Annotated in this window: 17 protein-coding genes; 3 read left to right on the forward strand and 14 right to left on the reverse strand. The window is 45.2% G+C overall.

All coding sequences use genetic code 11. From position 1 onward, the window contains the following. Positions 1-156: 156 nt before the first annotated feature. A complete protein-coding gene (locus ACQEXU_RS20080; RefSeq protein ID WP_367987533.1) occupies positions 157-531 on the reverse strand; it encodes a YijD family membrane protein in 375 nt (124 codons plus the stop codon). Further along, positions 531-1,172, reverse strand: a complete 642-nt coding sequence (gene fabR / locus ACQEXU_RS20085; protein WP_367987534.1) for an HTH-type transcriptional repressor FabR — start codon at positions 1,170-1,172, stop codon at positions 531-533. The genes ACQEXU_RS20080 and fabR overlap by 1 nt, the downstream gene beginning before the upstream one ends. Positions 1,173-1,412: 240 nt before the next feature. Between fabR and sthA the strand changes: the two genes are divergently transcribed. Continuing rightward, complete coding sequence (gene sthA, locus ACQEXU_RS20090; protein WP_427012062.1) at positions 1,413-2,843, forward strand: Si-specific NAD(P)(+) transhydrogenase; 1,431 nt, start codon at positions 1,413-1,415, stop codon at positions 2,841-2,843. A gap of 41 nt (positions 2,844-2,884) precedes the next feature. On the opposite strand, the gene dinF is transcribed toward sthA, so the two are convergent. The 4 genes from dinF to ACQEXU_RS20110 all read right to left on the reverse strand — a co-directional run bounded on the left by dinF (position 2,885) and on the right by ACQEXU_RS20110 (position 6,247). Further along, positions 2,885-4,186 (reverse strand): MATE family efflux transporter DinF, encoded by a 1,302-nt coding sequence (dinF, locus tag ACQEXU_RS20095; RefSeq protein WP_427012072.1) that lies wholly within the window; start codon positions 4,184-4,186, stop codon positions 2,885-2,887. A 75-nt stretch (positions 4,187-4,261) separates the two neighbouring features. Next, on the reverse strand, positions 4,262-5,080 hold the full coding sequence (locus ACQEXU_RS20100) for a class I SAM-dependent methyltransferase (RefSeq protein ID WP_427012063.1): 819 nt from the start codon (positions 5,078-5,080) through the stop codon (positions 4,262-4,264). An 84-nt stretch (positions 5,081-5,164) separates the two neighbouring features. Then, a complete protein-coding gene (gene lexA / locus ACQEXU_RS20105) occupies positions 5,165-5,785 on the reverse strand; it encodes a transcriptional repressor LexA (RefSeq protein WP_367987537.1) in 621 nt (206 codons plus the stop codon). A gap of 99 nt (positions 5,786-5,884) precedes the next feature. Beyond that, positions 5,885-6,247 carry a diacylglycerol kinase gene (locus ACQEXU_RS20110; RefSeq protein ID WP_427012064.1) on the reverse strand — a complete coding sequence of 121 codons (363 nt, stop codon included), beginning with the start codon at positions 6,245-6,247 and terminating at the stop codon, positions 5,885-5,887. Positions 6,248-6,427: 180 nt separating this feature from the next. On the opposite strand from ACQEXU_RS20110, the gene plsB reads away from it, so the two are divergent. Then, positions 6,428-8,851 carry a glycerol-3-phosphate 1-O-acyltransferase PlsB gene (gene plsB, locus ACQEXU_RS20115; RefSeq protein ID WP_427012065.1) on the forward strand — a complete coding sequence of 808 codons (2,424 nt, stop codon included), beginning with the start codon at positions 6,428-6,430 and terminating at the stop codon, positions 8,849-8,851. Between the two features lie 45 nt (positions 8,852-8,896). On the opposite strand, the gene ubiA is transcribed toward plsB, so the two are convergent. Together ubiA and ACQEXU_RS20125 are read right to left on the reverse strand one after the other, a co-directional pair. Continuing rightward, positions 8,897-9,751, reverse strand: a complete 855-nt coding sequence (ubiA, locus tag ACQEXU_RS20120; protein WP_427012066.1) for a 4-hydroxybenzoate octaprenyltransferase — start codon at positions 9,749-9,751, stop codon at positions 8,897-8,899. Continuing rightward, positions 9,752-10,291, reverse strand: coding sequence for a chorismate lyase (locus ACQEXU_RS20125; RefSeq protein ID WP_427012067.1), 540 nt, complete (start codon positions 10,289-10,291; stop codon positions 9,752-9,754). A 164-nt stretch (positions 10,292-10,455) separates the two neighbouring features. Between ACQEXU_RS20125 and ACQEXU_RS20130 the strand changes: the two genes are divergently transcribed. Next, positions 10,456-10,863 carry a flagellar basal body-associated protein FliL gene (locus tag ACQEXU_RS20130; RefSeq protein ID WP_367987542.1) on the forward strand — a complete coding sequence of 136 codons (408 nt, stop codon included), beginning with the start codon at positions 10,456-10,458 and terminating at the stop codon, positions 10,861-10,863. 32 nt (positions 10,864-10,895) lie between these two features. On the opposite strand, the gene glpG is transcribed toward ACQEXU_RS20130, so the two are convergent. The 6 genes from glpG to ftsY form a co-directional block, all read right to left on the reverse strand. Beyond that, a complete protein-coding gene (glpG, locus tag ACQEXU_RS20135; RefSeq protein WP_427012068.1) occupies positions 10,896-11,729 on the reverse strand; it encodes a rhomboid family intramembrane serine protease GlpG in 834 nt (277 codons plus the stop codon). A gap of 9 nt (positions 11,730-11,738) precedes the next feature. After that, a complete protein-coding gene (glpE, locus tag ACQEXU_RS20140) occupies positions 11,739-12,059 on the reverse strand; it encodes a thiosulfate sulfurtransferase GlpE (protein WP_367987544.1) in 321 nt (106 codons plus the stop codon). A 396-nt stretch (positions 12,060-12,455) separates the two neighbouring features. After that, positions 12,456-13,313, reverse strand: a complete 858-nt coding sequence (gene rpoH / locus ACQEXU_RS20145) for an RNA polymerase sigma factor RpoH (RefSeq protein ID WP_427012069.1) — start codon at positions 13,311-13,313, stop codon at positions 12,456-12,458. A 167-nt stretch (positions 13,314-13,480) separates the two neighbouring features. Then, a complete protein-coding gene (gene ftsX, locus ACQEXU_RS20150) occupies positions 13,481-14,449 on the reverse strand; it encodes a permease-like cell division protein FtsX (protein ID WP_367987546.1) in 969 nt (322 codons plus the stop codon). Next, positions 14,439-15,113: a cell division ATP-binding protein FtsE gene (gene ftsE, locus ACQEXU_RS20155; RefSeq protein ID WP_367987547.1), complete on the reverse strand. Its 675-nt coding sequence runs from the start codon at positions 15,111-15,113 to the stop codon at positions 14,439-14,441. The genes ftsX and ftsE overlap by 11 nt, the downstream gene beginning before the upstream one ends. Before the next feature lie 52 nt (positions 15,114-15,165). Next, a partial coding sequence (gene ftsY, locus ACQEXU_RS20160; protein WP_427012070.1) for a signal recognition particle-docking protein FtsY occupies positions 15,166-16,269 on the reverse strand: 1,104 nt, incomplete at its 5' end.

Below are 16,269 nucleotides of genomic sequence, written 5' to 3' on the forward strand. Positions count from 1 at the left end.
CACAAAAATCAATAAAAATCATTACTTTAAGTTCAAAAAATATAACTCTATAGACTTTGACGGATTAAAGGTTCGATTTACCCACCATATGGAAGCTGGGGTGTTACTGGAACGTAAATAGATCAGATAAAAAATGAGCCTTTCGGCTCATTTTTTTTATTCAGCTGGTCGGGACATAAATCCCATCTTCTTTCCTATCCAGAGAAGAAGCAGTAACGATACGATAATCGCAAAGAAGTTCGATCCTGAATCAGGGTATTGCGCCTTAATAAAGGCCGAATGGCCAAATGCGCCAACAAAGAAGCAAGCCAGTCCAACCAAAGGAATATCCTCTGATACTGGGTTACGTAAGTATTCTTGATAAAGTGCCTGTACTGAAAGTACTAAAGCGATCAATGGGAAAATAGAGAAAGACACTTCACTCATGGTTAACCATGACAGTAGCGCATCGCCACACATACCGGCAATCACGGCCAGTACTAAGGTTTTCTTCTCTGAGCCACGATTAACTTGGTTAATTTCGTTCGACATTAATCTAATCCGCCTTTTAATCGGTTTCGTTCACGTTCTTTGCGATACCAATAAGCCCCTTTGGCTATCATTCGCAACTGCATGATCAAACGTTCAGCGAGTTCATCGCGCTCACGTCGATCTAAATCTAAAGCTTCTGCCCCAGAGCTGAAGACTAAGGTTACCGAAGCTTCTGCTTGGGTATAAGCTTCATCTCGGGTTGTTCCGGTACTAATTAAGTACTCTGTCAATTCTGCAACAAAGTGTTGTATCTCTCTTGCAACAGCGGCACGAAAATCCGCTGAAGTGCCAGAGCGCTCTCGCAACAATAATCGAAACACATTTGGGCTGCTTTCAATGAATTCCATGAACGTTTCTATTGACGTTCTAATCACACTGCCCTCTTTCACAATACGTTGACGAGCCTGGCGCATTAGTTGACGCAGCAACAACCCGCCCTCGTCAACCATGGTTAACCCTAATTCATCCATATCTTTGAAATGGCGGTAAAAGGAAGTAGGAGCGATACCGGCTTCTCTGGCGACTTCTCGTAAGCTTAGATTAGAAAAGCTACGATCGGCACTCAATTGACGAAATGCCGCATCAATCAGAGAACGACGCGTTTTTTCTTTTTGTTGTGCGCGAATGCCCATGGATTTCATAGATACAATTTCTTTTTCTTCAATAACTAGCCGCTACTATAGCGCGATTTACCTATTGGCATATAACCAAAAACAGTGAGCCAGCGACAGTTCAGCAATTTGCCTCCATTATTCCATCGCTGATCAAATAACTGCAAGTTGTGATCTCCCACATTTCACATCTTCTACGTGATCCGCTCGACTCTCTGGTTTGCTTGCCATTTACCACTAGAGTAAATGAGTTAAAATCTCGCTAAAGCAATGTTAACGCAATATAACAAGGATAGACATATGGCTCAGAGCAACCACTTTGATGTAATCGTAATTGGTAGTGGCCCCGGTGGTGAGGGGGCAGCGATGGGATTAACCAAAGCGGGATTAAACGTAGCCATCATTGAAAAAGAAAGCAGTGTTGGCGGTGGATGTACTCACTGGGGGACGATTCCGTCGAAAGCACTGCGTCATGCCGTCAGCCGAATCATCGAATTCAACAATAACCCTCTGTTTTGCCATAACAATACCAGCCTACACTCCACCTTTTCGAATATTCTCGGACACGCAAAATCCGTAATCGATAAACAGACGCGTTTAAGGCAGGGCTTCTATGACCGTAACCAATGCGCCTTAATTTTTGGCACCGCTCGTTTTACCGACAAATACTCAGTAGCGGTGACACAAAGTGATGGCACGGAAGAGCTATACACCGCCGATCGTTTCGTCATCGCAACGGGCTCTCGTCCTTACCAGCCCGCTGATGTCGATTTCCTTCATGAGCGAATCTATGACAGTGATTCGATACTTAGCCTCAAGCATGATCCTCGCCACATCATCATTTACGGCGCTGGGGTGATCGGTTGTGAGTACGCCTCTATTTTCCGTGGCCTTGGGGTAAAAACCGACCTTATCAATACCCGTGACCGCCTTTTAGCTTTTCTGGATAATGAAGTATCTGACGCCTTGTCTTACCACTTCTGGAACAGTGGCGTGGTGATTCGAAATGATGAAACCTACGAGAAAATTGAAGGTACAGACGATGGCGTCATCATTCATTTGGAATCAGGTAAGAAAATGCGTGCCGATTGCCTGCTTTACGCGAATGGCCGCACAGGTAATACTGATAAGCTGAACCTAGACGCAGTAGGCTTAAATGCGGACTCTCGTGGTCAATTGAAAGTGAATACCAATTACCAAACGGATGTGGAACATGTCTACGCCGTTGGCGATGTGATTGGTTACCCAAGCCTTGCCAGTGCTGCATACGATCAAGGGCGCTTTGTAGCGCAAGCAATTACACAAGGGCAAGCGCAAGGTTACTTAATTGAAGACATCCCAACTGGGATTTATACCATTCCCGAGATCAGCTCTGTAGGGAAAACCGAACAAGAGCTTACTGCGGCTAAAGTGCCTTACGAAGTTGGCCGCTCTTCCTTCAAACACCTTGCACGTGCACAAATTGCCGGTAAAGACATCGGTAGCCTGAAGCTCTTATTCCATCGTGAGACTAAGGAAATTCTCGGCATTCATTGCTTTGGAGAACGGGCAGCAGAAATCATCCACATCGGCCAAGCCATCATGGAGCAAAAAGGGGAAGCGAACACTATTGAGTATTTCGTTAACACAACCTTTAACTACCCAACGATGGCCGAAGCCTATCGTGTTGCCGCTCTCAATGGCCTAAATCGATTGTTTTAAGTAGATAAAGAAAACGCAGCCTTGGCTGCGTTTTCATTTCTCTATACAAATGCGCCTCTACGCCATTGGGAGTTCAAGACCACCGCAAGCCCAAAACCTCGCATCGCCATAAAGCTCAGCATCGCCAACCACAGCGCATGATTCCCCCAATCGGAGTACAGATAAAAGATCGCAAAGAAGCTGCAAGTTGCGACAAACATACTATTACGCATTTCTTTACCTTTGGTTGCCCCCACAAATACCCCATCCAATAAAAAGCACCACATGGAAATCAGTGGCATTGCGACCAACCAAGGCAGATACATTTCGGCTTGGAGCTGAACAAGCTCGATATTGGTGATAACAGAGATTAACTGCGAGCCCGCAAACCCAAACACCAAAGTAAGCCCTAAACAAATGATCAAGCTCCAAAATGCCGTTCCCAACATCGCGCTACTCAGCTCTTTTTTATTGTTGGAACCCACAGCTTTACCCACTAAAGCTTCCATCGCATAAGCAAACCCATCCATGCCATAGCTGATCATCATCAGAAAACTCATCAACACCGCATTTGCTGCCACGACTTCGTCACCAAAGCTGGCTCCCTGAAAAGTCATGAAGCTAAACGTGGCTTGAAGGCAGAGCGAACGTAGGAAGATATCGCGGTTTAGCCTTACAAAACGGGCAATATCTCGACCTACCAGTGGAAGCAGAGAGACAAACGATGGGATACCTTTACGCTGCCAAATTCGATACGCACAGATAAGCCCAAATGCGAACCCAGAATAATCAGCAATCACAGAAGCGAGTGCGGCTCCTTCCACTTTCCAACCCAGCCCAATCACAAACAACACATCGAGCACAATATTGGTAAGGTTAGAAATGATCACCATCCACATCGGCGCTTTAGCGTTGTGCGTTCCCAGTAGCCAGCCCAATAATACAAAATTGGCTAATGCAGCGGGCGCACTCCATACACGTATCGCAAAATATTGTTGACCGTAATGTTTGACTTGTTCACTGGCATCACTAAACGAAAAGATCCCTTGAGCCAGCCATTGATGGATCAGGAGAAAAAAAGCTGCAAATCCTAGAGCCATGACCAAACCTTGGATTAACACCAAACCAAGTTGTTGCTTATTATCAGCGCCATAGCTCTGTGCGGTTAAGCCAGTGGTCGACATACGCAAGAATCCGAGCAGCCAAAACGTTACGCTGATCAGGGTACTGCCTAAGGCGACACCTCCTAAGTACCATGCATGCTCTAAATGGCCAATAACCGCAGCATCAACCAAACCAAGCAAAGGCACCGTAATGTTGGATAAGACCATCGGGATCGCGAGCATGAGCACACGTTTGTGCATCATACGATCGGAAAGGGTATAGAGAATGGACACATTAACACTCTTTGCGAAAACAGAGTGCAAAGTGTAACCGGATCACCAGCTAAGCTGAACCAAAACCGGGGTTAATCTTTGTTTAAGAAAGGTAAACTTTGTCAGCCAACGCTGCCACAGTTTCCAGCGTCCACAGTCACGCTCTAGCGGGGAAAATGTTTTTGACCATTTCGCCCATGGTAAATAATTCAACGCAGCATCACCGGGATGCTGATAACCATGAGCATAGCTACCGGAACCCATTTTTTGTCCAAGCTTACTGGCAGACATATCCCCAGCAAGCACCAAACAAGCCGTCGCATTGACAAAATGGCGGCCAAGCGCCTGAATAAACTGGGCAACACCTTGTTCATTACAATCGAGCAACGCATGCTCACACACTATCATCACTGTGGCGTGCTCGGGCACGGGGAGGGTTTCAAGCCAACTTATATCACTCACACTGCCACACTGGTGATGATAGCGCTCGCTTTTATGGAATAACTTTTGTCGCCAAAGCAGATTCTCTGTTACATCCAGCTCTAACCAATGGCAACGACCATTATCAACACGATAAAAACGCGTGTCTAAACCCGCGCCGACATTAATGATCCAGGCTTCGGGGTTTTGAGACAAGAATGAGGTTAACTGTTGATCGCACAGTTGAGTGAGTGTTGCATGCAGAAGTTGTTTTTGGTCAATATCGCCAGATAAACATTCAGGAGCCAAGTCGCAACGCTGGCAAGCACGAGCTGCAATTGGGTCGTAAACCAAGCCATCATCAACAAGGCTTTCACGGCTTCGAAACCACAATGGCTGCAATAGGTTTGCAGGTATTTGATAGCGACGATTGGAAATCGTTTTCTGAGTAACCATTATCATCTTCCGTCCATAGCAGAAAGAAGATGATAATGAATATCAATTAGATTATCAAGCGAGAAAGACTACATTGATAAGCAGAATGAATTACATCCAGTCCGTGTTACGAATAATACCAACGGCCAAGCCTTCAATCGTCACATCCTGACACGTTAGGTCGACTTTAATCGGTTCAAACTCTTCGTTTTCAGCATGAAGTAAAATGGTCGAGCCTTTACGCTCTAAACGCTTTACAGTGACATCATCTTCGACACGAGCCACCACAACTTGACCATCACGAACGTCTTGAGTCTTATGTACGGCAAGTAAATCACCATCCATAATACCGATGTTCTTCATACTTTCACCGTTAACTCGCAGTAAGAAATCCGCTTGCGGTTTGAACATCGACGGATCCACTTGATAATGTGTTTCCACATGCTCTTGGGCTAAAATCGGTTCACCAGCAGCAACCTGTCCGATAAGCGGCAAACCTTCATCATCGTTCGCAGCGTCATCCAGTAAGATACGGATACCACGAGAGGCACCAGGAATTATTTCAATTACTTGTTTACGAGCTAACGCTTTCAGGTGCTCTTCAGCAGCATTAGCAGAGCGGAAGCCCAGTTCACGAGCGATCTCAGCACGTGTTGGCGGCATTCCTGTATCTTCGATCTTACCTTTAATTAAGTCGAATACTTGTTGTTGGCGGGGCGTCAACGGCTTCATAAGTCACCTGTCTTTTTATACAGTTAACTGTGAGTATATCCAGTAATTGGATAAATGAAAAGCCAATCGGTTATTTTTTGAATCACATTGCAATTCGTACTAGAGAATGATGATTTCGAACCACGTGTAGCCAGTCACTATCATGCTCATCATGACCGCAGCTGACCCCATGTCTTTCGCTCGACCAGAGAGTTCATGGTGCTCTTCACTGACCCTATCCACCACCGCTTCAATCGCACTGTTCACCAATTCTATGATAAGCACCAGAAATACGGTTCCTATCAATAGAATGCGTTCTATTTGAGTGACATCAAGCCAAAATGCCACCGGTATCATCAATGAAGCTAAAACAATCTCTTCGCGAAATGCGGGCTCATTAGCAAATGCGGCTTTCAATCCTAACCAAGAATAGCGAACTGCATTACGTAGTCTTTTTAAACCGTGAATATTTTTTACGGGCACGTAATTCTCTCTTTTTAATTAAGTCTTGTTAAATTGACGCATTCATGCGCAATTAGAAGTAAAAGGTTGGACCAGTTTCTGTTATCCTTGCCGGCTAAAAATCACAGTACCTGCGCCCATTTTGTGTCATAACTAATTACATGGGCCTGAGTGTAATACGAGTTTGAGGCTAAGAACCTTATGTCGTCCGGACAATCATTTTCACGTTCACTGCTAAAACTGCCGTTGTCAGTTATGGTTAAGGGAACGGCCATTCCTTCAAATCCTATTGAAGATCATAGTATTGATATAAACAAGCCCATTATTTACGCACTGCCATATCGCTCCAGTGTTGACTTGTTGACCTTGCAATCTCAAGTTGCACAGCTTGGGTTACCGGATCCATTAGAACCTGTCGAAATTAATGGTAAACGCTTCGATCGTTATGTTTTCACTTCATCACGTTCCACCGTCATGAACGATGATAATGATGCGCCTAATGAATCCATCACGCTATTTTCTGAACTGCTTGAGCTACACCAATACGATAGTGAGCTTGATGTACAAGTGCTGCCAACAACGGTTTTATGGGGGCGTAAACCCGGTAAAGAAGAGCAACACAAACCTTACCTACAAGCATTAAATGGCCCTCAAAAAGCCAAGGCAGTTATGCTTTCTGGGCGCGATTGTTTAGTGCGTATCAGCCCTGTGGTCTCACTGCGTTATATGGCCGATTCTCACGGCACTGACAGCACTATCGCGCATAAACTAGCGCGAGTCGCACGCATTCACTTTTCTCGTCAAAAATTAGCCGCTTCTGGACCAAACTTACCCAGTCGCCAAGCGCTATTTAAACGTTTGATGAAATCAGAGGCGATCGAAAAAGCGATCCGAGATGAAGCTAATGCCAAAGACATTCCAATCGATAAAGTGCGCAAAGAAGCGCACGCTATCATGGATGAGATCGCCGCAGACTTTTCATATTCACTGATTAAAAATGGCGAGCGCCTATTAGGCTGGCTTTGGAATCGGATTTACCAAGGCCTGAACATCACCAATGCGTCAACGGTACGCAAGCTTGCACAAGATGGTCACGAAATTGTTTACGTGCCATGTCATCGTAGTCACATGGACTACTTATTGCTTTCTTATGTTTTGTATCGCGAAGGCATGGTCCCACCACACATTGCCGCTGGGATTAACCTCAATTTCTTCCCTGCCGGCCCTATTTTCCGCCGTGGCGGTGCCTTCTTTATTCGCCGTAGTTTCAAGGGTAATAAGCTGTACTCAACAATTTTCCGTGAATATTTGGCGGAGCTGTTTAGTAAAGGTTATTCCGTTGAATACTTCAGTGAAGGTGGCCGTTCACGCACTGGCCGTCTGCTACAAGCCAAAACTGGCATGCTGGCGATGACGATCCAAGCCATGCTGCGTGGTTTAAATCGCCCAGTCACATTGGTGCCGGTTTATATTGGCTATGAACATGTTATGGAAGTGGGCACTTACGCCAAAGAGCTTCGTGGTAAACGTAAAGAGAAAGAAAATGCCAGCTTAGTGCTACGTACTATCCGCAAGCTACGTAACTTTGGCCAAGGCTATGTTAACTTTGGTGAACCTATTCCACTGAATCAGTACTTAAATGAGGCAGCACCTGAGTGGACCAAAGACATCGATCCGATGGGTGGCACTAAACCACAATGGCTAACACCAGTGGTCAATGACCTAGCTAATAAGATGATGACACACATCAATGATGCCGCAGCAACCAATGCGTTGACCTTATGTGCAACAGCCCTACTTGCATCTCGCCAACGTGCTTTGTCGCGCGATAGCTTAGTCAACCAAATCGACTGCTACCTTTCGTTGCTGAGAAATGTGCCCTACTCCAGTACATATACCGTACCTAGTGAAGATGCAGAAGCCTTAGTACAACACGCAGAATCCCTCGATAAGTTCGTCATCGAGTCCGATACCATGGGGGATATCGTGTCACTTGATCGTAACCAGTCGATCCTGATGACCTACTACCGCAATAACATCATTCACCTATTGGCCATTCCATCGCTGATAGCACAAATGCTGATCCGCCAGCAAAAGCTGACGTTGGAGCAAATTAAAGCCAATATCGCATTGATTTATCCATTCCTTAAGCAAGAGCTGTTTCTTGGCATTGATGAACAACAACTCGATGATGTCGTTGAAGCTTACTTACTTGAATTAGCGCACCAAGGTTTAGTGACGGTTGATGCTACCCATGTCGCGATTAACCAAGCCAATACCCAAGTTTTGATGTTGCTTGGCCGCACTATTTCAGAAACCTTACAACGCTATGCAATTGCACTTAACTTGTTGGTCAATAACCCTGATCTGGGTAAGTCCGATCTAGAGCAGAAGAGTCAAGATATTGCACAGCGTCTTGGTCGCTTGCATGGTATCAACGCACCTGAGTTCTTTGATAAGGGCGTGTTCTCATCTATGTTTACGACCCTGAAACAGCAGGCTTACCTTGATAGTGATGGGAACAGTGATCGGGATAAATGCCAGATGCTAGCCAACCTGCTTTATAGCAGTCTGTACCCTGAAGTACGGCTCACGATTCAGGAAAGTGTCTGTCAATCCAGCTAATACAAAAAAAGGCATCCAATGGATGCCTTTTCTTTTTATCTTGTATTACCAAAATGCAATCAACAAACCAGCCGCAACGACCATTCCGACATAGTTGTTATTGAGGAACGCTTGAAAGCAGAGTTGACGCTCTCGGTGGCGGATAAGATGCTGCTGATAGACGAACAACGCCCCGACAATGAGCAAACTCCAGTAATAACTTGCCCCTAATTGGTACCAGTTTCCTAACGCAATCAACATAGTCAATGTGATTAATTGCAGGCCGCCAATGATCATCTTGTCAAAACGCCCAAACAAAATCGCCGTTGATTTGATACCAATGTTTACATCATCATCGCGATCAACCATCGCGTATTGAGTGTCATAGGCAATGGTCCAAATGGCATTAATTATAAAGACAAACCACACCGTTAACGGTAATTCATTCGCCTGCGCGGCCCAAGCCATCGGGATCGACCAACTAAAAGCTAGCCCCAGAAAAAGCTGCGGAAGATGGGTAAAACGCTTCATAAATGGGTAGATAAACGCCAATACAATCCCCGCAAAAGACAGCTGGATAGTGAGACTATTCATCGTGAGCACTAACAAAAATGAGGCAATGGCTAAAAACAAAAATAACCCAATCGCCTCTTTTGAGCTGACACGCCCTGATGGTAATGGACGCCCCTTCGTTCTTTTAACATGACCGTCTACTTTGCGATCGGCAAAGTCGTTAATCACACAACCGGCGGAACGCATAAAGAGAACACCAAGCACAAACACCAGCAACACTTTCAGGTCAGGTATTCCTTCCGCTGCTAAAATGAGGGCCCACAATGTTGGCCATAGCAACAACAACGAACCGATCGGCTTATCCATGCGCATCAACTGCCAATATGCGCGTGCTTTGGTCGTTGTCATTTACACTCTCTCCTTAGAGTAAATCGGTGCTGCAGGTAAAAATAGTTCAGCGACTAACATCGGTTTGTCATTCATCCATAAACGTGAACGACGAGCTAATAGATCCCCTTCCGCGGTAGAAACAACCCCGACTTGGAGTGCATCGCGTTTAACGTTATCTACGCTAAACACTGTCAAACCAAGTGGTATTTTACCTTGCTTTGTGAGATCAAACGCCTGTCCTTGCAGTGAGGATTGCGGGATCAATGTTCGTCCTAAGACCCAAGGTTCATGATCACCTTGCAACACCACTTTGCGCAGCAAACAATCTTCTCTCGACAACAACCCAACTTCTTCAGGATTAAGTTTTTGAGCCTTCACCGTTTTGTTGTGCAGTAAATCCACACCTAAAGAGTGACAATGGGACTCCAATAAACGTGACAACGAGCCCTGTTCTAATAACCAATTTTCCGAAATTGGCGAAGGAAAGCTAAACTTATCAGGTTGTTGCCAAGTTACATTCCGTAACGCTGATAAATAAAGCGAAATCAATTGATTCATACTAGTATTCAATAAGCAGCTTTATCATCGTACAATAATACTTCGATCTTTAGTTATAGCCGCCGCATCAAGTGCTTATGCAGTTTTATTACAAATAGATGCTCTATTGTAACAAGACTCGGGCGATTCGAGTATCGCGATTCAAAGAAAGAAAAGATAGAAATATGTTTAAACGTTACTTAGTCCAAATATTTGTTGCTCTAAGCTTGCTTATGAGCCTCCCTACACTGGCTGAAGAAGAAGGAACGCCACAACTGGCTTACTTTACTTTGGAGCCAGATCTCACAACCAACTTCCACACCAAAGGAAAAAAACTCGGCTACATTCAGGTGCGTATCGATATTATGGTAGCCAGCGCTGCCGATTTACCCATCATCGAATTACACCAGCCACTCATCCGCGATGCCGTGATTGAGCTGCTTGGTCAGCAATCGGAAGATACCATTAAGTCATTATCAGGCCGGGAAGATCTACGTAAAACCTTAGTCGAGCAGCTCAACTCTGCCCTTCTACCTGAAACTGGACGAACCATCATTGCTGATTTGCTGTTTACCAAGTACCTCTATCAATAAGACAGCAACAAAAAAGCGGCTTAGCCGCTTTTTTAACTTTTACTCCATCGACTCGCATCCAGAAAACCTATCCCGACGCCAGCAAGCAAGCCGGCAAGGTGTGCCGTATTGGCGATGGCCATAAAGGGCTGAACGAAACCCAAAATAAGCCAAACTAACATAAAACCAATCACAGGTTTCGGCATCGACAATCCCAGTTGTGGCGCTCTTGCTCCCAATACCCACAAGTAGCCAACTAACGCATAAACCACACCGGATAAACCGCCAAAATTCGCCCCTTCTACCCAGTATTGCCCTGCACCAGAAAGTGCGGCAGAAAGAAGGAATAATTTAAGCAATCGTCCGGAGCCAAGTTTCTTTTCAATATCGCCCCCCAGTTGCCACCACCATAAAAGGTTAAACGCAATATGGATGACCGAGAAATGTAATATCGCATGGGTAACCCAGCGCCAAAGCTGCCATTGCTGCCCTTCATAAGCTGGAAAATGTAAAGCAGCAAAAACAGGCTCTGCCATACCAAATTGTTGCAATGCAAAAATGAATAAACACAACCCCATCACAAACAAAGTGAATGGGCCGGCTTTAGCTTTGACCATGTCTAGCATGCTGGGAGAGCGATAACGGAATTGCGCCTTGCGGCTATCTGCCACATCCCAAGATGCGGCTTGATATTTTTTCGCTGTCGGCTCTTGAAGAAAGTGCTTCAGCTCAGCTTCCGCTTCTATTTGATGTTGCCCATCCGTCAACCAAAGAGCAAACTGACCACCTCCTTCAGGCATCATCTTAATATCGATCTGACGCGATGCCATATAATCAATAAAGGCTTGAGCCATTCTTGGGTTAGTTAAGGTGATCAATTTAATCATAACTGCTCTCTATACTGATTCTGTGGGTAAGCCAGCACGATGCCAAGCTTCAAAGCCACCATCGACACTATACACCTCTTCAAATCCTTGATTAACCAAATATTGTGCGGCTCCTTGACTACTCACGCCGTGATAACACATCACCAATATGGGTTGATCAAATTCAATATCTTCCATAAAGCTGACAATAGTGTCATTGGTCAGATGGAAAGCGGATGTTGGGTGTGATACCGCAAATGACTGAGGGTCACGAATATCCACTAAACGCGCCTCATCATCGATTAACATGCTATGAGCACCTTGCACGTCAATATGTTTAAACTGGTCCATTTACCTTCTCATTTATCATGTTTTTTTATTGCTGCCATTGTAACCTATCCAAAGCCACACAAGTACACGGCAACACTAAGGTTATCCACCAGCGATCATTTATTCGCCATCTGTGGATAAATTTGTGGATTACGTTGATAAAGTGTTTTTGGCATATTGGATCCACAATATGTTGTGATGATCCTTATTTAAATGTGTGTAAATGAAAACATATCCCCATTAAACCATAAGCTCAAATCCTTTATACACCCGACTTTCTGACAGCTGACAAAGAAATTTACCACAGAGTTACCCACAGGCAAGCTACCAAAATGAGATCCCATTTTTCGATCCCAAACAAAAAAGCCGAGATCAAATGATCTCGGCTTTCGATATTCAATTGCGATTTATAACAAGTTAGAACTCACCAACCGCCATTTTCAATTTCTTCATCGCATTCTTTTCTAGCTGACGAATTCGCTCTGCAGATACACCGTAGGTTTCAGCCAGTTCTTGTAGCGTGGCTTTTTGATCATCCAACCAACGTGAGCGCACAATATGTTGGCTACGGTCATCTAAACTTGCTAACGCTAAGCCTAAACGATTATTGGTGTGCGCTTCCCAGTTTGAGGCTTCGACATTCTCAGCTACGTCAGACGCTTTATCTTCCAAATACAGCATTGGAGCGGTGTAAGACGTGCCTGAATCATCATCATCCACAGAAAGCTCAAACGTAGCATCTTGAGCTGCTAGGCGCGATTCCATTTCACGAACTTCAGAAGGCTCAACACCAAGTTCTTTGGCAACAGTTTCAACTTCACCGTTATTAAACCAACCTAGACGCTTTTTCGATTTGCGTAAATTGAAGAACAGTTTACGTTGTGCTTTGGTTGTCGCAATTTTCACAATGCGCCAGTTACGTAGTACGTACTCATGGATCTCTGCTTTGATCCAGTGCACTGCAAACGACACCAAACGAACGCCGACTTCAGGGTTAAAGCGTTTCACCGCTTTCATCAGACCAATGTTACCTTCCTGAACTAAGTCTGCCATTGGCAAACCATAACCAGAATAACCACGAGCCACATGCACAACAAAGCGAAGGTGAGATAGGATCAACCCTTTCGCCGCGTCAATCTCGCCGTTGTAATGCAATCGCTCAGCCAGTTCACGTTCTTCGTCAACGGTCAGCATTGGGTAACTGTTCACTGAGCGAATATAGCTATCTAAGCTATCTTGTGTAACTACAGCCATTGGATACGCTTGGTTAGTCATTCAATTCCTCATCAATATCTGATCTGGACTACAATTTAACCCACCAATCTTGAACCTAAAATGAACCGGTTTCAAGTTTCAACCTTGTCTAGAGTTGATATTTGGTGGTTGAAGCGAAAAAGTATACGGCAGCAACCGCGTTTTTCAAGAGATAAGACCCCGTAAGACTAAACAGGTTCAATCTCTTTTAAATGGCGCTGAGCAGAGACCTTCGCCGCTAAGCAACCTAAAAAAGTACCGATGATCAAAAGCAGCAGTGATTCATCCCAGCTCAAACCGATCAAACGGAAGCGACTGTCATACAACAAAGCAAGTTGTTCCACACTGTTGTTCAACACGATGGTGATCACCGCGGTCAGCAACCAAGCAACAAAAGCCCCTAACACACCAAACCACATCCCCGAATACAGGTAAGGGCGCAAAATGTAGCTGTCAGTCGCACCGATCAGCTTCATGGTTTGGATCTCTTCTTTGTTCGCAAGAACGTTGAAACGCAATGTATTGCCAACAATTAAAAACACCGAGACCAGCATCAAAATAGACAGAGAGAGCACAATAGTACTCACTAAAGTCCGAATCGCATCCAAGCGCGCTAGCCAGTCTTCATCTAAACGTACATCACTGATCGCTTCTTCCTGACGCACTTTATGCGCCAGTGCTTTTATCATTGTTTTATCTTCGCTACTTGGGGTGATGATCAACACCCCAGGCAACGCATAATCATCAAGCAATGAAATCGCATGCTCAAAGCCTGAATATTGGCTAAGATCCTCTAACCCTTGCTGTGGCGAGATGTAATCAACCGCCGCCACTTCTTGCAAACTCTCGAGTTCATCTTTCATCACCATGATGCGAGGCTCAGGTGTTTGCTCTTTTATATAAGCGCTGATCTGCGAAGGGCTAGTTACATTGACCGAGGCAGCCGCCACATTCTTTCCAAGTAAATACAAACAAGCGGGCATGGCCAATGCCATTGAGATCACGGCCAATGTTAAAATGTTGCCAAGAGGGCGGACCCACATAGAGGAAAACGATGCTTTCGCTTGCTTTAGGTGAACTTTACAAAAGCCATCTGTTTTGGCTTTGTTTGCAACGCGACCTTTAGCTGCATTTTTATTACGAACATTAGCAGCCATAGTCTTCTACCTCACTTAAAAAGCCCTGATTTAATTCAAAGTGGCGATACTGTGGGCGAGTATTTACTAACCCTAAATCGTGCGTTGCTAAAAGGATAGTGACTCCCGCACGATTAAACTCTTCAAATAGTTTTAGTACACGGGTGGATAAGTCTGGGTCAAGGTTACCTGTCGGTTCATCAGCCAACAGCAACGTCGGTCGGTTCACGACCGCACGTGCAATCCCCACACGCTGCTGTTCACCACCCGATAACTGGCTTGGTAAACACCGCGCTTTATCCAGTAAGCCCGTTTTATCTAAAGCTGCAGAGACACGACGTTTGATTTCATTTTCAGAAATGGATTCAATGCGCATCGGTAGCGCCACGTTGTCATAGACACTACGATCCATCAACAAACGGTGATCCTGAAATACAATGCCGATATTACGACGTAGAAAAGGCACATCTTTAGCAGGTATACGAGTAATGTCGTGGCCATTGAAGCTCACTTTGCCATCAGTGGGACGCTCAATCGCACAGATCAACTTGAGCAAGGTACTTTTACCTGCTCCAGAATGTCCCCCCAGAAAGGCCATTTCACCTCGGCGGAGGTGAAAATCTACTTTTTGCAGTGCCTGACGGCCACCGCGATAAGCCTTACTCACTTGCTGAAACTTAATCACCCGTAATACCTCTTAAAGAGCTGTTGTTTTTTTGAAAGCTAGGCTTTCTTTTTTATTCTTCTCGACTAAATAACGCATCGATAAATTCTTGTGTTTCGAATGGACGCAAATCATCAATTCCTTCACCTACACCGATGTAGCGAATTGGAATGCTGAACTGATCTGCAATGGCAAAAATCACTCCACCTTTTGCCGTACCATCAAGCTTGGTCAACGTGATCCCGGTTAACGGTGCCACATCGCTAAATAGTTTTGCTTGGCTAATGGCATTTTGGCCCGTGCCCGCATCCAACGTCAGCATGATTTCGTGCGGCGCAGAGTCATCAATTTTCTTCATCACTCGTACGATCTTACGTAGCTCTTCCATCAGGTTGGCTTTGTTCTGCAAGCGGCCAGCCGTATCTGCGATCACTACATCCACACCACGTGCTTTGGCTGCTTCAATGGCATCGTAAATCACTGATGCACTATCAGCGCCAGTGTGCTGCGCAATAACTGGAACATTGTTGCGCTCACCCCATACTTGAAGCTGCTCAACAGCGGCCGCGCGGAATGTATCACCAGCAGCCAGCATAACTTTCTTGCCTTGAGCTTGGAATTGTTTCGCCAGTTTACCGATAGTTGTGGTTTTACCAACACCATTTACGCCAACCATTAAGATCACGTACGGCGTTTTGCTGCTGTCCACTTCCAATGGCTGCTCAACATGAGACAAGATCTCGGCCATTTCTTCCTTGAGCAAACCATACAGTGCTTCACCGTCTTTCAAATCTCCACGTGATGCTTTCTCAGTCAGGTTTTCAATAATTTTGAGCGTGGTATCCATACCCACATCGGCAATCAATAACTGCTCTTCAAGCTCTTCAAAAAGCTCATCATCAATTTTCTTGCCTTTGAACAGACCAAAGAACCCTGCACCAATATTGGCTTTGGTTCTTGCGAGGCTACGTTTTAATCGCGCAAAGAAGCTCTCTGTTGGTTTTTCTTGTTCTTGAACGCGAGGGGCTTGTGGCTCTGCTTCTGCTTCTGCTTCTGCTTCTGCTTCTGCTTCTGCTTCTGCTTCTGCTTCTGCTTCTGCTTCTGCTTCTGCTTCTGCTTCTGCTTCTGCTTCTGCTTCTGCTTCTGCTTCTGCTTCTGCTTCTGCTTCTGCTTCTGC

The sequence above is a fragment of the Vibrio sp. TRT 21S02 genome (assembly GCF_050113675.1).
In the GTDB taxonomy this organism is placed as follows: Bacteria; Pseudomonadota; Gammaproteobacteria; order Enterobacterales; family Vibrionaceae; genus Vibrio.